Below are 16,939 nucleotides of genomic sequence, written 5' to 3' on the forward strand. Positions count from 1 at the left end.
CTTCGCTCGCCGTCATCTCGTTCCTTCCATCGTGTGGTGCCCGGGCGCCACGCCGTTCACGTGGACATAGGCGCCGTCGCTGGTGACGTCCTTAGCGGTGGCCTTTCCGCCGGCCCACACCACGTGCCCGTCGAGCGTGACGCGGGTATGGACGGGGATCGCGAGCCGGCCGGTGGTCCGGTCCGGCACCGTCACCGCCAGCCGGAAGCCATCCGTGCCATCGCGCCAGGACGCAACGATGTCGCCGCGCGGCGTCGGAACCGTGCCCTCGGCCCACGTCAGCCCGGCCGGGTGCGGCTGCACCGTGAAGCGGGCGAACCCGGCGTCGGTCGGCGTGACGCCCAGGACGCGGTTGGTCAGGGTGACGGTCGGCTGACTCGCCCAGCCGTGTGCGAGGCTGGTGAATGACGCGAGCCCGGGGGTGCCGTCGGCCGCGGTCTTCTCCCAGAACGTGTTCCCCGGGGCCTGGGCGAGCTGGTACCCCCAGCCCTTGCGGATGAGCTCGAGCCCGCTCGCGTCGTCGACGCCGAACCGCGCGTCCGCCTCGATTCCGGACGGCAACGGCTCGTAGTGCGAGTCGACCGCGGCGCCCTGCGTGCCCGCCGGCACGGTCAGCGACCCGTACGGCCCCCAGTCATTCGAGCGCAGCCAGGCCAGCGACCGCTTCGCACGGTCGGGCGCGGCCAGCCCGGAGGAGACCGCGAACGCCGTCGCGTCCTGCGGATGCACGTCCGGGTGCTCGACGCTCTGCCGGTACGCGCCCGCCGTGTCGTCCCACAGCTTCGCCTCGACCGCCGTGCGCAGCCTCGCCGCCGTCGCCTCGTAGGAGGAGGCCAGGTCCGGCAGGCCCTTGGCCCGTGCCATCCACGCGGTCTCCCGCAGCGCCCGGTACAGGCCGGCGTTCGTGTAGGTCAGGTGGTCGCAGCTGCTGTAGGCGTACGTGCCGCACCCACCGTCGCCGCCGTACGCGCCGAAGGCGACGAGCCCGCTGTCGTCGATCTGGCGTACCGCCCAGTCGAGGGCACCGGTGACCGCCTTCCACCAGTCGCCGAGCGCCTTCGGGTCCGCGGTGTACAGCCAGTGCAGGTACACGTCGTGCACGAACCACAGGTCGTAGTCGCCGCTGAAGTGGCCGGACTGGTCCGGACAGACGCGCCCGTTGCCGGGCACGAACCCGTCGGCGGTCTGCTGCCGGGCCAGCACGTCGAGCGTGTTGCGCATGGCGGCCACGTCGTCGGTGGACAGGTACGTGACCGGCCCCTGCACCCCGAGGTCGCCGGCGAACGGATCACGGTCCCGCTTGCCGCCGTCCAGCACGATCGCCGTCTTCGGGTCGGCGTAGTGCAGCGTGTTGTCGGCGTGGTCCGCCTCCCCCGGCTCGTAGGGCCAGCATGGGGCGGCCGGGTCCACGGCGATGTTGCCCTTCACCCGCGTCGGCAGATCGGTGTCGATCTGCACGGTGTACGCGCCCGCGTACCAGATCCGGTTCAGCTCCTCGTCGCTGGACAGGAAGTGGCCCCGATAGCCGCGAAGGTTCGCCTGGCCGGGCGCGGCCGTGAAGTCGGCCGCCACGGCGTCGATGTCCACCCAGCCGGGCTTGTCGAGGAAGATCGTCGCGTAGCGGAAGCCGCCGCGGAGCTGCCCGTCCTCCAGGGTCGCCGGCAGGTGCGCGGAGCCGAGCGGCAGGGTGTGGCTGTCAGCGTCCCACTGGTAGGGCTGTCCCGGGTAGCCGCTCCAGATGTTGGCCGTGTCGCACCCGGGGGCGAAGGCGGTCTGACCGCCGTTCTGGCCGGGCGCGGTCGCCATGTAACGGCGCGACTCGGAGTAGCAGACGTGCAGGCCGGGCCGGTCTGCGGAGGCGCCGAGCACCCGGACCAGGGCCTTGCCCGCGACCTCGCCGCCGAAGTCGAGCGTGAGCAGCGGTGAGGTGCCGCGCTCACCCGTGCCGGTGAGGCGCACCGCCTTTCCGTCCTGGCGCAGCGCGGCGGCGGGCGCGCCTTCGATCGTGCCTCCGCGCGGGTCGGCGGCCGTGACGACCTTCGGCCGCACGGTGCGGCTCGCCGGCGCCTGCACCTCGTCGCGCCAGGAGCGTGAGTCGGCGCGGGCGACCTGAGTCGGCACCGACACGGCGAGCAGGGCCGCCGCCGCGACCAGCCTCCTCATCGCGACTCCAGCGTGTGGTGCCCGGGCGCAACGCCGTCCACGTAGACGTAACCGCCCTCGCTGGTCACGCCCTTCGCGGTGGCCTTTCCAGCGGCCCACACCACGTGGCCGTCGAGCGTGACGCGGTCCGAGGCGGGGATTCCGAGCCGGCCCTTCGCATGCGCGGTGACCTCCAGGCGGAAGCCGTGTCCGTCGTTCCGCCAGGAGGCGGTGATGTTCCCCCGCGGCGTCGGGACCGTGCCCTCGGCCCACTTCAGGTCCCCGGCGTGCGGGACCACCGCGTAGGAGGCGAAGCCTGCGGCGGTCGGCTGTACGCCGAGCACGCGGGTGGTCAGGATCGTCGTCGGTGCCGACGCCCAGCCGTGCGCGAGGCTGGAGAACTGTTTCAGGTTGGGCGTGCCGTCCGGCTGGACGTGCTCCCAGAAGGTCGTGCCCGGGTCCTGGGCGAGCTGCCAGCCCCAGAACTTCCGGATCAGGTCGAGGCCGGACGTGTCACCGGCGCCGAGCCTGGCGTCCGCCTCGAACCCGCTGGGCAGCGGCGCGTAGAACGGGCTGAGCGAGGCGTTCGCGGTGCCCACCGTCAGCGAGCCGAGGTCCGACCAGTTGTGGGCGCGCAGGTAGGCCAGGGAGCGCCTCGCCCGTGTGGCGTCGGCGACCCCGGTCAGCACGGCGGTGGCGTTCGCGTCCTGCGGGTAGGCGCCGGGGATCTCACGCGACATCCGGTACGCGCCGGCGCTCTCGTCCCACAGCTGGTCGTTGACGGCCTTCTTCACCGCCGCCGCGCGGTCCGCGTAGGCGGTACCGGACTCGCCGCGCGCCCTGGCGAGCTCGGCCATCTGCGTGAGGTTTCGCGCGTACAGGGCGTTGACATAGGTCTCGTGGCCGCAGTCGGAGTATCCGTAGTGGCCGCAGGAGCCGACGGCGCCGAACGCGATCAGCCCCTGTGGGTCCTGCGCCCGTACCGACTCCAGCCAGCCCATGGTCTTCGTCAGGGCGGGCCACCACCGGTCGAGGTAGGCCCGGTCGCCGGTGTAGAGCCAGTGCTCGTACATGTTGTTGACGAACCACGTGACGTACTCGCCGTAGGTGCGCAGTTCGTCCTTGTTGTGCTGACCCGCCTGGCTCTCGGCCGGCATGAAGCCGTCCGGGAGCTGCTGGGCCGCCAGTGAGGAGAGGGAGTTGTCCACCGCGTCCACGTCGTGCGTGGTCAGGTAGGTGACCGGCGCCTGCACGGCGAGGTCGCCCTGCCAGACGATGCGATCGCGCTTGCCGCCGTCGTAGATGACCTCCTTGCCCGGGTCGGCGTACGGCACGGCGGTGTCGGCGTGATCCTGCTCGCCGGAGGCGTACGGCCAGCTCTTGGCCGTGTCCGCCATGGCGGTGTTGATCTGCACGGTGTACGCGCCCGCGTACCAGATCTTGTTCAGCAGGTCGTCGCTGGACAGGAAGTGGCCCTGGTAGGCGTCCGGACGCGGCTGCAGTGGGGCGGCCGTGAACTCGGCGGAGACGGCGTTGATGTCGACCTGGCCGGGTCCGTCGAGGAAGAGCGTCAGGTACCGGAAGCCGCCGCGGATCTGCGGGTCGGGCGTGTTCAGGGTCAGCTCGTGGCTGTCGGTGTCCTCCGTGTAGGCGACGCCGGGGAAGCCGTTCCAGATGTTGGCGGTGTCGCACCCGGGCGCGATCTTTCCTTCGCCGTCGTTGTCGTCCGGCGCCTCGGCCAGGTACTGACGCGACTCGCTGAAGCAGGCGTGCAGCTTGCCCGTGCCGGTCCCGCTCACCGTGACCCGGCCCGCGACCTCCTTGCCGAAGTCGAGGATCAGCAGCGGGGATCCGGCCCGGTCGGCGGCGCCGACGAGCCGCACCGACCGGCCGTCGGCCCGCAGGGCGTTCCGCGGGTCGCCCTCGACGCGGCCCTGGCGGGCCTCCGCCTTCAGCACCGACACCGGACGGACGGTGTGCCCGGCGGGCGCCAGCACGTACGCCCGCCAGTCGCCGTGGTGCGGCGTGTACGACGAGTCGTGCCAGGGGTCGTCGCCGGTCGCCGACGCCGGGACGGCCGGTATGGCGAGACCTGCGGCGACCAGCGCGGCGACGGCGAGTGCTCGTGACTTTCGCATCGGGGTTCTCCTTCAGCCTTGGGCGGTCACGGTCGACGTGCCGGTGAGACCGGGCACCTGGACATATCCGTCGCGGAGGACGACGCCGTCGCGCAGCGCACGGCCGCCGCGCCAGACCGCGGTGCCGTCGACGCGTACCTCGTTGGCGACCGGGACGCCCGCGGTGGCCGTGGTGCCGTGCGGGGCCTCGACGCGGAGCGTGAACGTGTGGCCGCTCTGCTTCCACGCGGCCGTGATGTCGCCGTGCGGCGTGGGTACGCGGCCCTCGGACCAGTGCACGCCGACGCTGGGGTGCGGCAGGACGCTGAAGGTCCCGAACCCGCCCGAGGTCGGCGTCACGCCGAGGACCTGTTCGGTGAGGAACTCCGTCGGCCCGGTCGCCCAGCCGTGCGACAGGCTCGTGTACGAACCGAGCTGCGGAGCTCCCGTCGTGGAGACGTTCTCCCACAGCGTGCCGGGGTCGCTCTTGCCCAGCATGTGCGCCCAGGTCCGGTCGAGCAGCGACATCGCCCCCGCGGTGTCGCCCTGGGCGGTGTGGGCGAGCAGCGCCTGGTAGCTGACGAAGGGGCTCACGTAGCGCGGCACCGTGCCCGCCCTGTCGACGGTGACGTCGCCGTACCGGCCGGCGAGCTCCTCATCGAAGAAGCGCAGCACCGACCGGGCCCGGTCGCCGGTCGCGACGCCGGATACCACCGCCATCGCGTTGCCGTCCTGAGGATGGGTGCCATCGGCCGGACCCACCTTGTACGCGCCGGCCGAGGCGTCCCACAGCGAGGCGTTGATCGCCGCGGCGGTGCGTGCGGCGTGGTCGCGGTAGGTCTTCGCCAGGTCCGGCTCGCCCTTGGCCTCGGCGGCCCGCGCGGCCATGCCGAGCACGTAGACGTACAGCGAGCTGGTGTAGGTGCCCTTGTTCTCGTTGCCGTAGCCCCAGGTGCCGCCCGCGCCCGCCATGTCGACCAAGCCGTCGTCGCCGACCTTGGACTCCAGCCACGCGACGTCCTTCTTCATCGCGTCGTACCACTGGTCCAGGAAGGCGTGGTCGCCGGTGTAGAGGTAGTGGGTCCAGTAGTTGTGCACCCACCATTCGGCGTACTCGCCCCAGCCGAGGTTGTAGCCGAACTTGTCGGTCAGGTAGAGGCCGGGGATCTGCCCGCTCGCGGCCTGGCCCTTGGCCATGAAGGCGACCGAGTCGGCGGCCGGACGGCTCTGGCCCGTGGTCAGGTACGACACCGGATCGGAGATCGCGTTGTCGCCGCCCCAGATCATGCGGTCGCGCTTGGCGCCGTCGCTGATCACGCTCGGCCCGTCGCCGACGATCGCGTCGTTGCGCACCGGCCCGGCCTGCCCCGGGTAGGGCCGCCCGGTCTTCGGGTCGATGGTCGCCAGCTGCACCGTGTACGCGCCGGAGTACCACAGCCGGTTCAGCGTGTCGTCGCTGGACAGGAAGGCGCCCTTGTAGCGTTCCGGCGCCGGGTTCGCCGGATCGGCGGTGAAGTTCAGCCGCAGGCCGGACAGCCGTACCTCACCGGGGTCGGCGAGGAAGACCATGAGGTAGCGGAACCCGCCGCGGATCACCGGGTCGGTCAGGTCGCCGTTCCGCGCGGTGAGGTAGTGCGTCTCGGTCGCGAGGCCGGTGGGGTCCTGGCTGTAGTCCGAGGCGGTGGTGAGGTACTCGGTGCTCTCGCTGAAGGCCAGCCCGATCCGGGGCGTCCCGGTCACTCCGGCGAGACTCAGCCGGACCTGCCCGGCCACCTCCTTGCCGAAGTCGTAGACCACGTACGGGCGACCGTACGCGGCGGCGCGCAGCGTGGTGGTGCCGCCGCGCAGCGCTCCGGCGGGGTCGCCGACCGTTCCCCCGTAGGGGGCGGCGGGCGTTCCGCCGTCGCCCAGCGTCCAGACGGCGTGCACCCGGGCGCCCGGTCCGGGGTCCGCGGTGTTGCGGAAGGTGACCCGCAGGTCGCCGGAGGCGCCGATGAGCCTGGCGGGCACCGTGACGTCGTAGTGGACCAGACCGGCCAGACCGCTCCACGTCCCGGCCTGGGCCGGGTCCGGCTTGCGCTCATGGACGACCTGGTCGCCGACCAGCACCTCGTAGTGGGCGGTCGCGCTGCCCGCCTCCTCGACGCGGAGCCGTACGTCGCGTCCGCGCGGCACGCGCAGGCGGTAACCGAACGAGGCGCCCGCCTGGTCGGGGCCGGCCTGCCGGACCATGACCCCGTCGACCTTCGCGGTGCTGCTCGACGGGCCGGCCTGGAGGTCGTGCCCGTCCGTCTCGGACGCCGGCGAGTCGGCCGTGACGTAGTCACCGTTGGTCGCGTAGGCCTCGGCGACCCTGGCGGGGCTCACCGTGCGGGAGGACGGCGCCATGATGTAGCGGTCCGCCCGGGACAGCGGCGGCAGGCCGAGCGAGGTGTCCGCCCCGGCCGGTGGCATTGCCGCGACGACGCCCGTCGCGCCCAGGGCGAGGGCGGTCAGCAGGTACAGCGATCTCATCGAAATCCTTCCTGGTCGAGACGCGGCGAGCCCGCCGTACGGGCTCGCCGCACCTCGAATGAACCGGTCAGGCGCTGAAGTGCCAGTGGCCGGAGCCGACGGTGAACAGGGCGGAGCCGTCCTGCATCCGCACGAACTTCGCGCCGTCCTGGGTGACGTGGGAGGCGCTCGTCGCGGGCACCCACACCTGGGCGGTGGTGTTCACCGGCACGGTGACATCGAGCCTGAACCGGCCTCCGGAGACCGACCAGCGACTCGCGATCTCGCCGTAGTCGGACCGGTAGGTCGCGGACGCCCGCGTCAGGGACCCGCCGGGCCTCGGGTGGATGACGACGCTCCGGTAGCCGGGCGACGCCGGGGCGATGCCGCCGATGTTCTGGTACATCCAGTCGCCGACCGAGCCGAGCCCGTAGTGGTTGAAGGAGTTCATGCCCGGGTCGTTGAACGTGCCGTCCGGCTTGATGCCGTCCCAGCGCTCCCAGATGGTGGTCGCGCCCTCGCCGATCTCATAGCCCCAGGACGGGAACGTCTTCTGCTCCAGGATCTGGTACGCCACGTCGTCGTGCCCCGTGCGCGTGAGCGTCGGCAGCAGTTCCCCGGTGCCGAGGAACCCGGTGGTCAGGTGCCCGCCGTGCGCGGCGATATTGGCCACCAGCCTGTTCGCGGCCGGGGTGACCTGCGCGTCGGGCAGCAGGTTGTCCGACAGCGCCAGGACGTACGCCGTCTGGCTGCCGCCGCCGACCGTGCCGTCGGCCTTGACGTACTTGGCGTCGAACGCGTCCCGGATCTGCCCCCAGAGGGTGCGGTACGCGGCGGCGGCGTCGTGGTCGCCGATCGCGTCCGCCATCTGCGCGACGAGGTCGGTGGAGTGTGCGAAGTACGCCGTGCCGATCAGGTCGAGCGGGGTGTCGTCGCCGACGTTGAGCCAGTCGCCGTACCCCTGGGCGGGCCGGATCAGGCCGGTGCTGTGCGCCTTGAGGTAGTCGATCCACTTCCTCATCGCCGGGTAGCGGTCCCGTACGACCTGCACGTCGCCGTACCGCTGCCACAGCGTGTACGGGATGATCACTCCTGCGTCGCCCCAGCCGGCCGTGCCCGCGCCGGCGGAGACGGCGGGCGCGACGTCGGTGAACGCCCCGTCGGCGGTCTGGTCGTCGGCCAGGTCGGTGGTGAACTTGGCGAGGAACGTGTCGGCGTCCATGTTGAACGTCGACGTCGGCGCGAACGCCCCGATGTCGCCGGTCCAGCCGAGCCGTTCGTCGCGCTGCGGGCAGTCGGTCGGGACGCTGAAGAAGTTGCCCTTCTGCCCCCACACGATGTTGTGCTGGATCTGGTTCACCAGCGGGTCGGAGGTGGTCAGCGTGCCGTTCGGCGGCGCGTCGGCGTGCGCGACCACGCCGTCGACCGAGGACAGGGTCGGCGTGCCCGGATAGCCGGTGACCTCGACGTACCGGTAGCCGCGGTAGGTGAACCGCGACTCGTACGTCTCGGCGCCGCCGCCCCGCAGCGTGTAGCGGTCGGTGTCGGCGGCGCCGCGCAGGTTGGCGGTGTAGAGCGTGCCGTCGGTGTTCAGCACCTCGCCGTTGCGGATCGTCACCGTCGTGCCCGCGGGCCCGGACACGTGCAGGCGGTTCCAGCCGACCATGTTCTGGCCCAGGTCGAAGATGTACGTGCCCGGCTTGGGCTGTGTCATCTTGACCGGGTGCAGGACGGTGTCGACCCGGACCGGCGGGCCGGCCTGCGCGACGAGGTTCGGCGTCATGGTGCCGAGCTTGACCGCCGACCAGCCGGAGTCGTCGTAGCCGGGACCGTCCCAGCCCGCGCGCTCGTTCCGGGCGTCGTAGACCTCACCCTGGTAGATGTCGGCCGAGGCCAGCGGGCTGGCGGTGGTCTTCCACGAGTCGTCCGTGCCGACGGTCTGCGACGTGCCGTCGGCGTAGTCCACACGGAGCTGGGCGAGGAACCACGGCTGCTGCCCGTAGACGTGCGTACCGGCGAAGCCGATGTTCCCCGAGTACCAGCCGGGCGCCAGCAGCGCCCCGATCGCGTTGTCCCCGCGGTGCAGCATCGAGGACACGTCGTAGGTCTGGTACTGCACGCGCTTGTTGTAGTCCGTCCAGCCCGGGGTGAAGTCGTCGTCGCCGACCCGGCGGCCGTTGATATGCGCCTCGTACAGGCCGAGCGAGGTCACGTACAGGCGGGCCGACGCGACCGGCTTGGCGAGCCGGAACGCGTGCCGCAGGTACGGCACCGGCGGCGACGGCTGGACGACCTGGTTCCCCCACGGGCCCGAGCCGTACGCGGCGGCGTCCTTGGCGGCGCTCCAGGAGGAGTCGTCGAAGTCCGGCTTCTCCCAGCCGTCCGGCGCGGTCTGCGCGGCCTTGAACGAGCCGTCGGTGACGAGATCGACCGGCTGCGCCCCGGAGCGCTCGACGTGCAGCCGGCCGATGACTCCGGCCGGGCTCTCGGTGGTGTTGACCGCCTGGATCGCGATGGTGTTGGCGCCGGGGCGCAGCAGAGACGTGACGTCGGCGAGCTGTCCCTGCTTCCAGCTGTCGGTGACCTGCGGCGACGACGCGGCGCGCGTGCCGTTGACGTACAGGGTGAACCCGTCGTCGGCGGTCAGGGTGAACGACGCCTTGGTGATCGTGGCGGAGCCCAGGTCGACGGTGCGGCGGAAGTAGCGCGTCGAGGCGGGCTCACTGGACGCCGGGTCGCCCTCGGGGTACCAGATCCAGTGGGCGCCGGTCAGGCTCGGCGTCGTGTCCGGACTGCCGATCCACTTGGCCGTCCAGTCCTGCCGGGCCGGACCGGTCTCGAAGAAGGAGGTCCTGCTCCAGGCCGACGGCCTGCCCTGGGCGTCCCAGACGCGGACCCGCCAGTAGTAGCGCCGTTCGGAGGCCGGCGCGGGGCCGCCGTAGGGCACGTCGACGGACTGCGCGCTCGCGACCCGGCCGCTGTCCCAGACGTCGGCGGCCGAGGCGTCCTTCCTGGAGGAGACCACGACCTGATAGGCGGTCTGGGCCTGCCCACGTGCCGACGAGTCGAGCCGCCAGCCGAGGCGCGGCGGGACGGCGTCGATCCCGATCGGGTTCGTCGCGCGATCGGTCGTCGTCGCCGACACCCGTACGGGCGAGGCGCTCTGGGCGGACACCGGGCCGGCGGAAAGTCCGGTGAGGAGAGCCGTCGTGACGCCGACGGAGATCAGGGCGGGGATCGATCGTCGGCGGAACCTCGTTACCACTCGCATCGGTGTCCCTTTCTCGGGGTTGTACGGCAGTGAGCGGTCACGCTGCCCGCCTCCGGTGCGTACCTGACGCACGAGGAGGGGCCACGATGCGACGGTCCGCCCGGGGCGGCGGGAGCGTGTGGGGTGACATGGGCGGGATGGTCAACTCGACGTGCGGCAGATGTCGGTGAGCTTCCTGTCGGCACCGACCTGTGCGGAGTTCGACGTGCTGAGCGTGTGGCAGCCGGCGCCGACCCGCACGACGACACGGTCGCCGGCGCGCTCGCCTGCCACAGGCCGGCCGTCGACGTAGACGGTCGTCCCGGAGTAGGTGCCGGGAACCGGAAGGCTGACCGCGCTCGTGGTGTTGCCGGGGATGGCGACTCCGAGGTCGTAACGACCGCTCACGGTGTGGAAGGCGACACCGATCCGGCCCTTGACGCTGGGCACCGTGACGGAGCCGAACTCCTGGTCCCCGGTCTGCGGCGTGATCTGGAACGTCGCGTATCCGGGCGAGGTTGGCTCGATGCCGTACATGTCCCGTGGGATGACGTAGGCGGGTGCCGTGGCCCAAGGGTGCGACCAGGTCATGTTGCTCTTCTGGGCGGGGTCCCAGGCCTCACCGGTCGCTCCGGCGCCGAGCTCGATCATGTGCAGCCAGCTGTTCGTCCCCGACGATGTCAGCAGGTTCAGCGCGTCCTGACCGTGGCCGGCCTTGTACAGGGCCTGGAGGAGGAAGCCCGCGCAGTAGACGCTGCAGGCCATGCCGCGGGAGGCGATGTACTTCGCCAGCGCGTCGTACTGCGCCTTGTCCGCGGGCACCCCGAAGGCGCCCGGGAAGGCACTCGCCTGGACCGCGTAGTGACCGGTCGGGACGTCATCCTTGCTGAGACCGTCGTCGTAGGCACCCTGCCGCGGTTCGTAGAACCGCGTGTTCAAAGCGGTCCGCAGCGTCTTGGCCTTCTGCTCGAAGCTCGCGGCGTCGGAGTCACGTCCGAGTTGACGGGCGATGACCGCCATGTCGGTGTAGTTCCGGTAGGCCAGGGCGTTGAGGATGGTGTTCTGGTCGGTGAACCGGTACCCGTCACGCTCGCTCTCCGGCCAGTCGACGATGGCGTCCGAGCGGACGATCGTGCCGGTGGCGGGGTCGTAGTACTTGTCGAGCAGCTTCGGCACGAGCGTGTCGTAGGCGTGCTCGATCTGCGCCGTGGAGCCCGTTCGCTGCCAGGTGTCGTACACGGCGCTGATCACGTACATCGGCCACTCGGTCGGCCACGTGCTGTGGTTCTCGAAGTAGTCGATCGAGTACCGGCCCAGCGTCGGGTCGTCCGTCAGGTAGAGGTTGGACAGCAGCTGGATGTAGCCGTCGGCCTCGTAGTCTGTGCGCTCCCGTGTCCAGGAGTCGGTGAAGAAGTTCTGGTTGGCCGACTCGATGGTGTTCTTCGAGAGCTGCCAGACCGGGACGAGATTCGGGTCCGAAGACGTGAGCAGTGCCGCGGACGCGTCGAACGGGTAGACCGACGCGAGCGCCTGCAGATTGTCCTTCGTGATCGGGACCGGAGAGCCCACGATGTTCATGTACCGGAAGACCCGCATGCCCCAGGTGTCGACGGTCTGGGCACCGTCGCGGAGGGTGAGGACGTCCTCGTACTTGTTTCCGGCGCGCAACTGGTAGCGCGTGGTGTTCGGGGCGGAGGTCTCCTCGCCGAACCGGAGCCGTACCTGCCGGCCCGCCCGGCCGTCGAGAGTGAGGTGTACGCCGCCCATCCAGGTGCGGCCGAAGTCGACGAAGTAGTCGCCGCCCCCCAGATCGACGATCTTCGTCGGGGAGTGCAGTTGCTCCTGGACCTTGCCGAACGGCGTCGGCAGCAGCGAGTCGAAGGGCTTCTTCGTCTCGGCCGCGCGCCAGGCGGTGTCGTCGAAGCCGGGCTTGTCGAACCCGTACGGGTAGTGGGCCGCGGAGAAGTCCTCGCGCGGCATGCTCCAGTAGCCGGTACCGATGCTGTCGGCGGAGGTCCAGATCTCGTTGCCCGAGAGGGTCTTCCAGCCCGGTCCGGTGCCGATGGTCCGCGTCGTGCCGTCGGTGTAGCGCACGATGACATACGCCTGGAAGCGCTGGTCCTTCGACGCGTAGGCGATGGCGGAGAGGGTGTGCCGCCCTGGTCTGCTCAGGGCCTCCGTGACGTCGAACCCGTCGTATCGGGTCTCGTTGCGCAGCTCACGTGTCGGCCCGAGACCGACGAACCGCCCGTCGAGGTACATCTTGTAGACGTATTGCTTGGCCGAGTCGAAGGAGGAGCCCGTCGCGAAGGCCGACGCCCACGCGACCTTCTTCCCCGGCTCGAGGGAGAAGTCGTGGCGCATCAGCGCCCAGTCGTTGGTGAGGACGGCGTTCAGGCAGGCGGTGCTGGTGCCGATCGTGAGCGCCTGGTTCTCGACGGTGCCGCACGGGAAGGACGCCTGGGCGCCGTTGAAGTCGTTGCTGTAGAGCACCTTTCCGGCACTGTCCGCGGCAAGGCTGGTCACGGTGACGTCGTCCACGACACCGGTCTCGCTGCCGCCGGTCCGGAAGCCCACGGCGCCGTCGGCGAACGTGGTGTCCGTCCGCCGGTCGACGACCTTTCCGTCGACCGAGGTGGTGATCGTCGACCCGACGACCTCGATGCCGACCGGATGCACCGTCCCGACGTCCAGGGTCACGCCGAGGGGCACGGCGGTGCCGGCCTTGTAGGTGCCGCCGGTCTGTATGTGCGGCACCAGGGTGTTCGGCTGGCCGGCGTTCGAGGCCCGGAACTGCCACATGTAACCGTTGTTGGCATCGGGCGACCGGAACCGGATACCCATCGCGGTGCGGGTGATCTTCAGCTTGAGGTCGAGCCGGTAGTCGGTCCACCTGGCTCCGGCCGGCGGGGCGGACCAGATCGGAACGGAGTCGCCCCACTGGCCCGGTCCGGTGCCGAAGACCGCCGGCTTCGACCAGTTCGACGGGTGGTGGTCCTGGTCCCACAGCTTCACCCGCCAGGAGTACCGCTCGCCCTGCTGCAGCCGCGGGCCCGTGTAGCGCACCGCGGTCGAACGCGCGGAGGCGACCTTGCCGGTGTCCCACAGCGGCGTGCCGGATCCCGGCTTGGTCAGCTCGATCTTGTAGGCGGTCTGGCGCTGCAGCGTCGACTGCCAGCCGAGCTCGATTCCCCCGGTCGCGTCCACGTCCATCGGCGCCGGCAGGAAGTTCGTGACGAGGGCGGTGGGCGCGCCGGGACGGACGACGCCCCGGCTCGCACTCGCGGCGTCGGCCGGTACGGCGGACACACCGGTCGCGAGGAGGACGGCCGTCGCGACGACGCAGGAGGTGAAGGCGGGGGGCGGTCGTCGGCGGAACTTCGATACGAGTCGCATCGTTATCTCTTTCTCGGGGTTATGCCAGGGATGTGCGGCCCCGGTGTGGCCACCGGCCGGCGAGTAGGGCGCGTGGCAGCGCGCCGTGTCCGGCCGGTGGCCGCGGTCACATCAGCGGAGGACGGCGGCTGCTACCGGGTCCGCGGCGACACCCTTCGCGGAGGTGTTACCACCCGCGTGGTTCGTGTCGCGCGGGTCGGAACCGGGCGCGTGCGCGCCCTCGGGCAACTGACGCACCTCGGGCGGATTGTCCGTCATCGAACGCTCCTTGCCTGGAACTGATAGGAACCCGAGCCCACCTCGTACCGCCGGCCGTCCAGCGGCCGGGCGCCGGGCGGTGGGCTGACCGGGCCGGTGCCGGGCACGGTGATCTCGGCGGTCGCCCCGACCGGCACCTCGACACGGAGGGTGAGCGAGCCCCCGGTGCGCTTCCAGTGCACGGCGACCTGCCCGTGCGGCGTGGCGGTGGCCGCGTCGACGTACGTCAGGTCGCCGAGCGGCTGCGGCGCGATCGCGATCCGGTCGTAGCCGGGCGCGGCGGCGGAGATGCCCGCCAGGTCCGTGAAGAACCAGTCGTCGATGGCGCCGCCGAGGAACACGTGGTCGTGCGAGCGGGCGTCGAGGTCCCAGCGCTCCCACAGCGTGGTCGCGCCGTTGTTCACCCAGTAGCCCCAGCCGGGATAGGTCTGCTGGTTCGCGACCTTGTACGCGAGTTCGCCCTGGCCGCGCTTTGTCAGCTCCTCCAGGATGAACCGCGTGCCGAGCGCGCCGGTGTTCAGGTGGTCGCCACGGTCGGTGATGTCCTTGACCAGCCGGTCGGTGACCGCCTTCACCGACTCCGGCGGCACGATGCCGAACGCCAGGGGCAGCAGCGCGTTCGTCTGCCGGTACCCGGGGTCCGAGCCGGTCACGTACGCGTCGCCGTGCAGGAACGTGTCGTTGAACGCGGTCCGGATCTTCGCGGCGGTCGCGCGGTACCGCGCGGCGTCGCCGGTGTGGCCCAGCGCCTCGGCGGCGTTCGCCACCGCGAGCGTGTTGGCGTAAGTGTAGGCGGTGCCGGCCAGCTTCGGGTCCTCCGGGCTGTTCCCGCCGTACCCGGGCGCGAGGTAGTCGTTGAGCGAGCTGCCGTACACGCCGCTGGTGGAGGTCGCCAGCCAGCCGTCGAGATACTTGCGCATCGCCGGGTAGTTCGCGCTCAGCGCGTCGCGGTCGCCGTACCGCTGGTACATCAGCCAGGGGATCATGGTGAACGCGGCGTGCCACGGCGGCGCCTGACCGTAGTAGCCGAGCCCCCAGCCGTTGTCCGGCGCGATGCCCGGGACGATGCCGTCCGGACCCTGGCTGTCGCGGATGTCGGTGAGCCACTTCTCGTACAGGCGGCGCAGGTCGAACTCGTCCATGTCGGTGGCGGCCATGAGCTGCGCGTCACCGGTCCAGCCGTTCTTCTCATACATCGGCGTGTCGGTCGGGATGCCGTACCAGTTGTTCAGGACCGTCTGCCGGGTCATCTGGTGCAGCCGGTCGAACAGCGGGTTCGAGCTGTGGAACGAGCCGGTCGAGCGGACGTCGGAGTGGACCTCGCGGCCGTCGATGTCGTCGGCGGTCGGGGTGCCCGGCCAGCCGGTGACCTCGATGTACTGGAAGCCCTGGTAGCTGTAGCGCGGCTCCCACGTCTCGGTGCCCTCGCCGGACAGCGTGTACTGGTCGGTCTGGAACTGTCCGGTGACGAAGCCGTTGACGGAGTTCACGGTGCCGTCGGCGTTCAGCTTCTCGCCGTACTTCAGGCTGACCGTCGTGCCGGCCGGGCCGTGCACGCGGATGCGCGCCCAGCCCGCGATGTTGACCGGCAGTTTCACCACGTACGTGCCCGGCTTGGGGCTGGTGACCGAGACGGGCCGGATGGTGTCCGTGACGCGGATCGGCTCGTGCTCCTCCGGCACGACGGTGCCGGCGGGCGCGGGGAGCGTGGCGGCCGGCCGCCACGTCGTGGCGTCGTAGCCGGAGGTGTTCCAGCCGGGCCGGTCGGCGCGGGCGTCATAGTTCTCTCCGCCGTACAGCGAGTCGAAGCGCACCGGGCCCTCGGCGTACCGCCAGGTGCCGTCGCTGGCCACCGTCTGCGTGCTGCCGTCGGCGTAGGTGACGACGAGCTGCGCGAGCAGCCTGGGCTCGCCGTGCCACGGCGCCTGGTGCCAGTTCCAGGTGTTCTGCTGGGTCATGCCGTAGAAGCCGCGGCCGAGGCGGGCGCCGACGGTGTTGGCGCCGCGGCGCAGCATCGCGGTGACGTCGTGCGTGACGAACTCGACGCGCTTGTCGTACCGGGTGAAGCCGGGTTCGAGGACCTCGTCGCCGACCTTGCGGCCGTTGATGCTCAGCTCCTCGTAGCCTCCGGCGGCGGCGTACAGGCGGGCGCGGGCGATCTTCTTGGGCGCGACGGTGAAGTCCTTGCGCAGGAGCGGCTCGGGCAGTGTGGGCGCGTCGGCGTACACCTTGCCCCACGGCGAACCGCCCCAGGCGGTGAGCACCTTGGCCGCCGGCCACGCCGAGTCGTCGAAGCCGGCGGCCTTCCAGTCGCCCGCCGGCTCCTTGTCGGCGACCTTCCACGAGCCGTCCGTGTCGATCTTCGTGTCGCCCAACTCCAGCCGGCCGAGCAGCCCGGCGGCGCTGACCTTGCCGTTGGTGTCGGCGACGGCGATGGTGTTGGTGCCGGTACGGAGCCGGTCCGTGACGTCCACGACGATGGGGTGGCGCCAGTTCTCCAGGGCCGGATCGGGCTCACGGCCGCCCACCTCGGTGCCGTTCACCCAGGCGGTGAAGCCGTCGTCGCCGGTCATCACCAGACGCGACCCGGCCGGCACGCTCGCCAGGTCGAAGGTGCGCCGGAAGTAGCGGGTGCCGGCGGGGGCGCTGGTGGCGGGGTCGCCCTCGGGGTACCAGATCCAGTTCGTGCCGGTCAGGTCCGGCGGGCTGCTCTCCTGCGCGGGGGCGCCGATCCACGACGCGTGCCAGCCGGTGAACGCGGTCTCGAACCAGGCGGTGCCGCTCCACGGCGACCAACGGCCGTGCGCGTCGGCGACGCGGACGCGCCAGGTGTACCGGGTGGCGGGGCTCAGCGTGGGCCCGCCGTACGGCACGTCGTAGCCGCGCGCGCCGGCGACCGTGCCGGAGTCCCAGACGCGGTGCCCGCCCGCGCGGACCTCGATCCGGTACGCGGTCTGCCGCTGGCCGCGCTCGGCCGAGTGGAGCAGCCAGCCCAGCCGGGGCTTGGCCGCCGCGACCGCGATCGGGTTCGTCGCGTGCTCGGTCTCCAGGTCCGACACGCGCAGCCCGGTGTCGGCGTGCGCCGCCGGTGCCGCCGCGACCACCAGGGCGGCGGCGGCCAGGATCGGTGCTACGCGCCCCATCCGGCCGCCTGCCCTTCTCTTCGCTCCTCGCGGATCTTTTCGAAGTAGCCGGACCGGGCGTAGGCGGCCATCGGGTCCGGATCCAGCCCCATCTCCTCACGCAACTCCGCGAGGAGAGGACGGACATCGGTGTTGTAGGC

General features: G+C 71.3%; 7 protein-coding genes and 1 pseudogene. All 8 read right to left on the reverse strand.

The genetic code is table 11. The features are described 5' to 3' along the window. Positions 1-12: 12 nt before the first annotated feature. On the reverse strand, positions 13-2,163 hold the full coding sequence (locus ABEA10_RS32480; RefSeq protein ID WP_345470443.1) for an alpha-L-rhamnosidase C-terminal domain-containing protein: 2,151 nt from the start codon (positions 2,161-2,163) through the stop codon (positions 13-15). Further along, positions 2,160-4,280, reverse strand: coding sequence for an alpha-L-rhamnosidase-related protein (locus tag ABEA10_RS32485; RefSeq protein WP_345470445.1), 2,121 nt, complete (start codon positions 4,278-4,280; stop codon positions 2,160-2,162). Before ABEA10_RS32485 ends, ABEA10_RS32480 begins: the two co-directional genes overlap by 4 nt. A gap of 12 nt (positions 4,281-4,292) precedes the next feature. After that, entirely contained in the window at positions 4,293-6,773 is a 2,481-nt protein-coding gene (locus ABEA10_RS32490; RefSeq protein WP_345470447.1) for an alpha-L-rhamnosidase-related protein, read from the reverse strand. A 67-nt stretch (positions 6,774-6,840) separates the two neighbouring features. Beyond that, positions 6,841-10,023 carry a family 78 glycoside hydrolase catalytic domain gene (locus ABEA10_RS32495; RefSeq protein ID WP_345470449.1) on the reverse strand — a complete coding sequence of 1,061 codons (3,183 nt, stop codon included), beginning with the start codon at positions 10,021-10,023 and terminating at the stop codon, positions 6,841-6,843. Positions 10,024-10,164: 141 nt separating this feature from the next. Beyond that, on the reverse strand, positions 10,165-13,398 hold the full coding sequence (locus tag ABEA10_RS32500; protein WP_345470451.1) for a family 78 glycoside hydrolase catalytic domain: 3,234 nt from the start codon (positions 13,396-13,398) through the stop codon (positions 10,165-10,167). 111 nt (positions 13,399-13,509) lie between these two features. Then, positions 13,510-13,656, reverse strand: coding sequence for a hypothetical protein (locus tag ABEA10_RS32505; RefSeq protein ID WP_345470453.1), 147 nt, complete (start codon positions 13,654-13,656; stop codon positions 13,510-13,512). Next, positions 13,653-16,799, reverse strand: a complete 3,147-nt coding sequence (locus tag ABEA10_RS32510; RefSeq protein WP_345470455.1) for a family 78 glycoside hydrolase catalytic domain — start codon at positions 16,797-16,799, stop codon at positions 13,653-13,655. The genes ABEA10_RS32505 and ABEA10_RS32510 overlap by 4 nt, the downstream gene beginning before the upstream one ends. Continuing rightward, positions 16,787-16,939, reverse strand: a pseudogene (locus ABEA10_RS32515) (L-rhamnose isomerase); the annotation flags it as partial. The gene ABEA10_RS32510 and the pseudogene ABEA10_RS32515, both read right to left, overlap by 13 nt.

Origin of the sequence: Actinoallomurus oryzae (assembly GCF_039541955.1) — a bacterium.
GTDB classification, from domain to species: Bacteria; Actinomycetota; Actinomycetes; order Streptosporangiales; family Streptosporangiaceae; genus Actinoallomurus; species Actinoallomurus oryzae.

Bases quoted from the DNA above. Each gene is read 5' to 3' on its own strand.
- ABEA10_RS32495 (WP_345470449.1), bottom strand. From the start codon at position 10,023: ATGCGAGTGGTAACGAGGTTCCGCCGACGATCGATCCCCGCCCTGATC.
- ABEA10_RS32500 (WP_345470451.1), bottom strand. From the start codon at position 13,398: ATGCGACTCGTATCGAAGTTCCGCCGACGACCGCCCCCCGCCTTCACC.
- ABEA10_RS32510 (WP_345470455.1), bottom strand. From the start codon at position 16,799: ATGGGGCGCGTAGCACCGATCCTGGCCGCCGCCGCCCTGGTGGTCGCG.
- ABEA10_RS32505 (WP_345470453.1), bottom strand. From the start codon at position 13,656: ATGACGGACAATCCGCCCGAGGTGCGTCAGTTGCCCGAGGGCGCGCAC.
- ABEA10_RS32490 (WP_345470447.1), bottom strand. From the start codon at position 6,773: ATGAGATCGCTGTACCTGCTGACCGCCCTCGCCCTGGGCGCGACGGGC.
- ABEA10_RS32480 (WP_345470443.1), bottom strand. From the start codon at position 2,163: ATGAGGAGGCTGGTCGCGGCGGCGGCCCTGCTCGCCGTGTCGGTGCCG.
- ABEA10_RS32485 (WP_345470445.1), bottom strand. From the start codon at position 4,280: ATGCGAAAGTCACGAGCACTCGCCGTCGCCGCGCTGGTCGCCGCAGGT.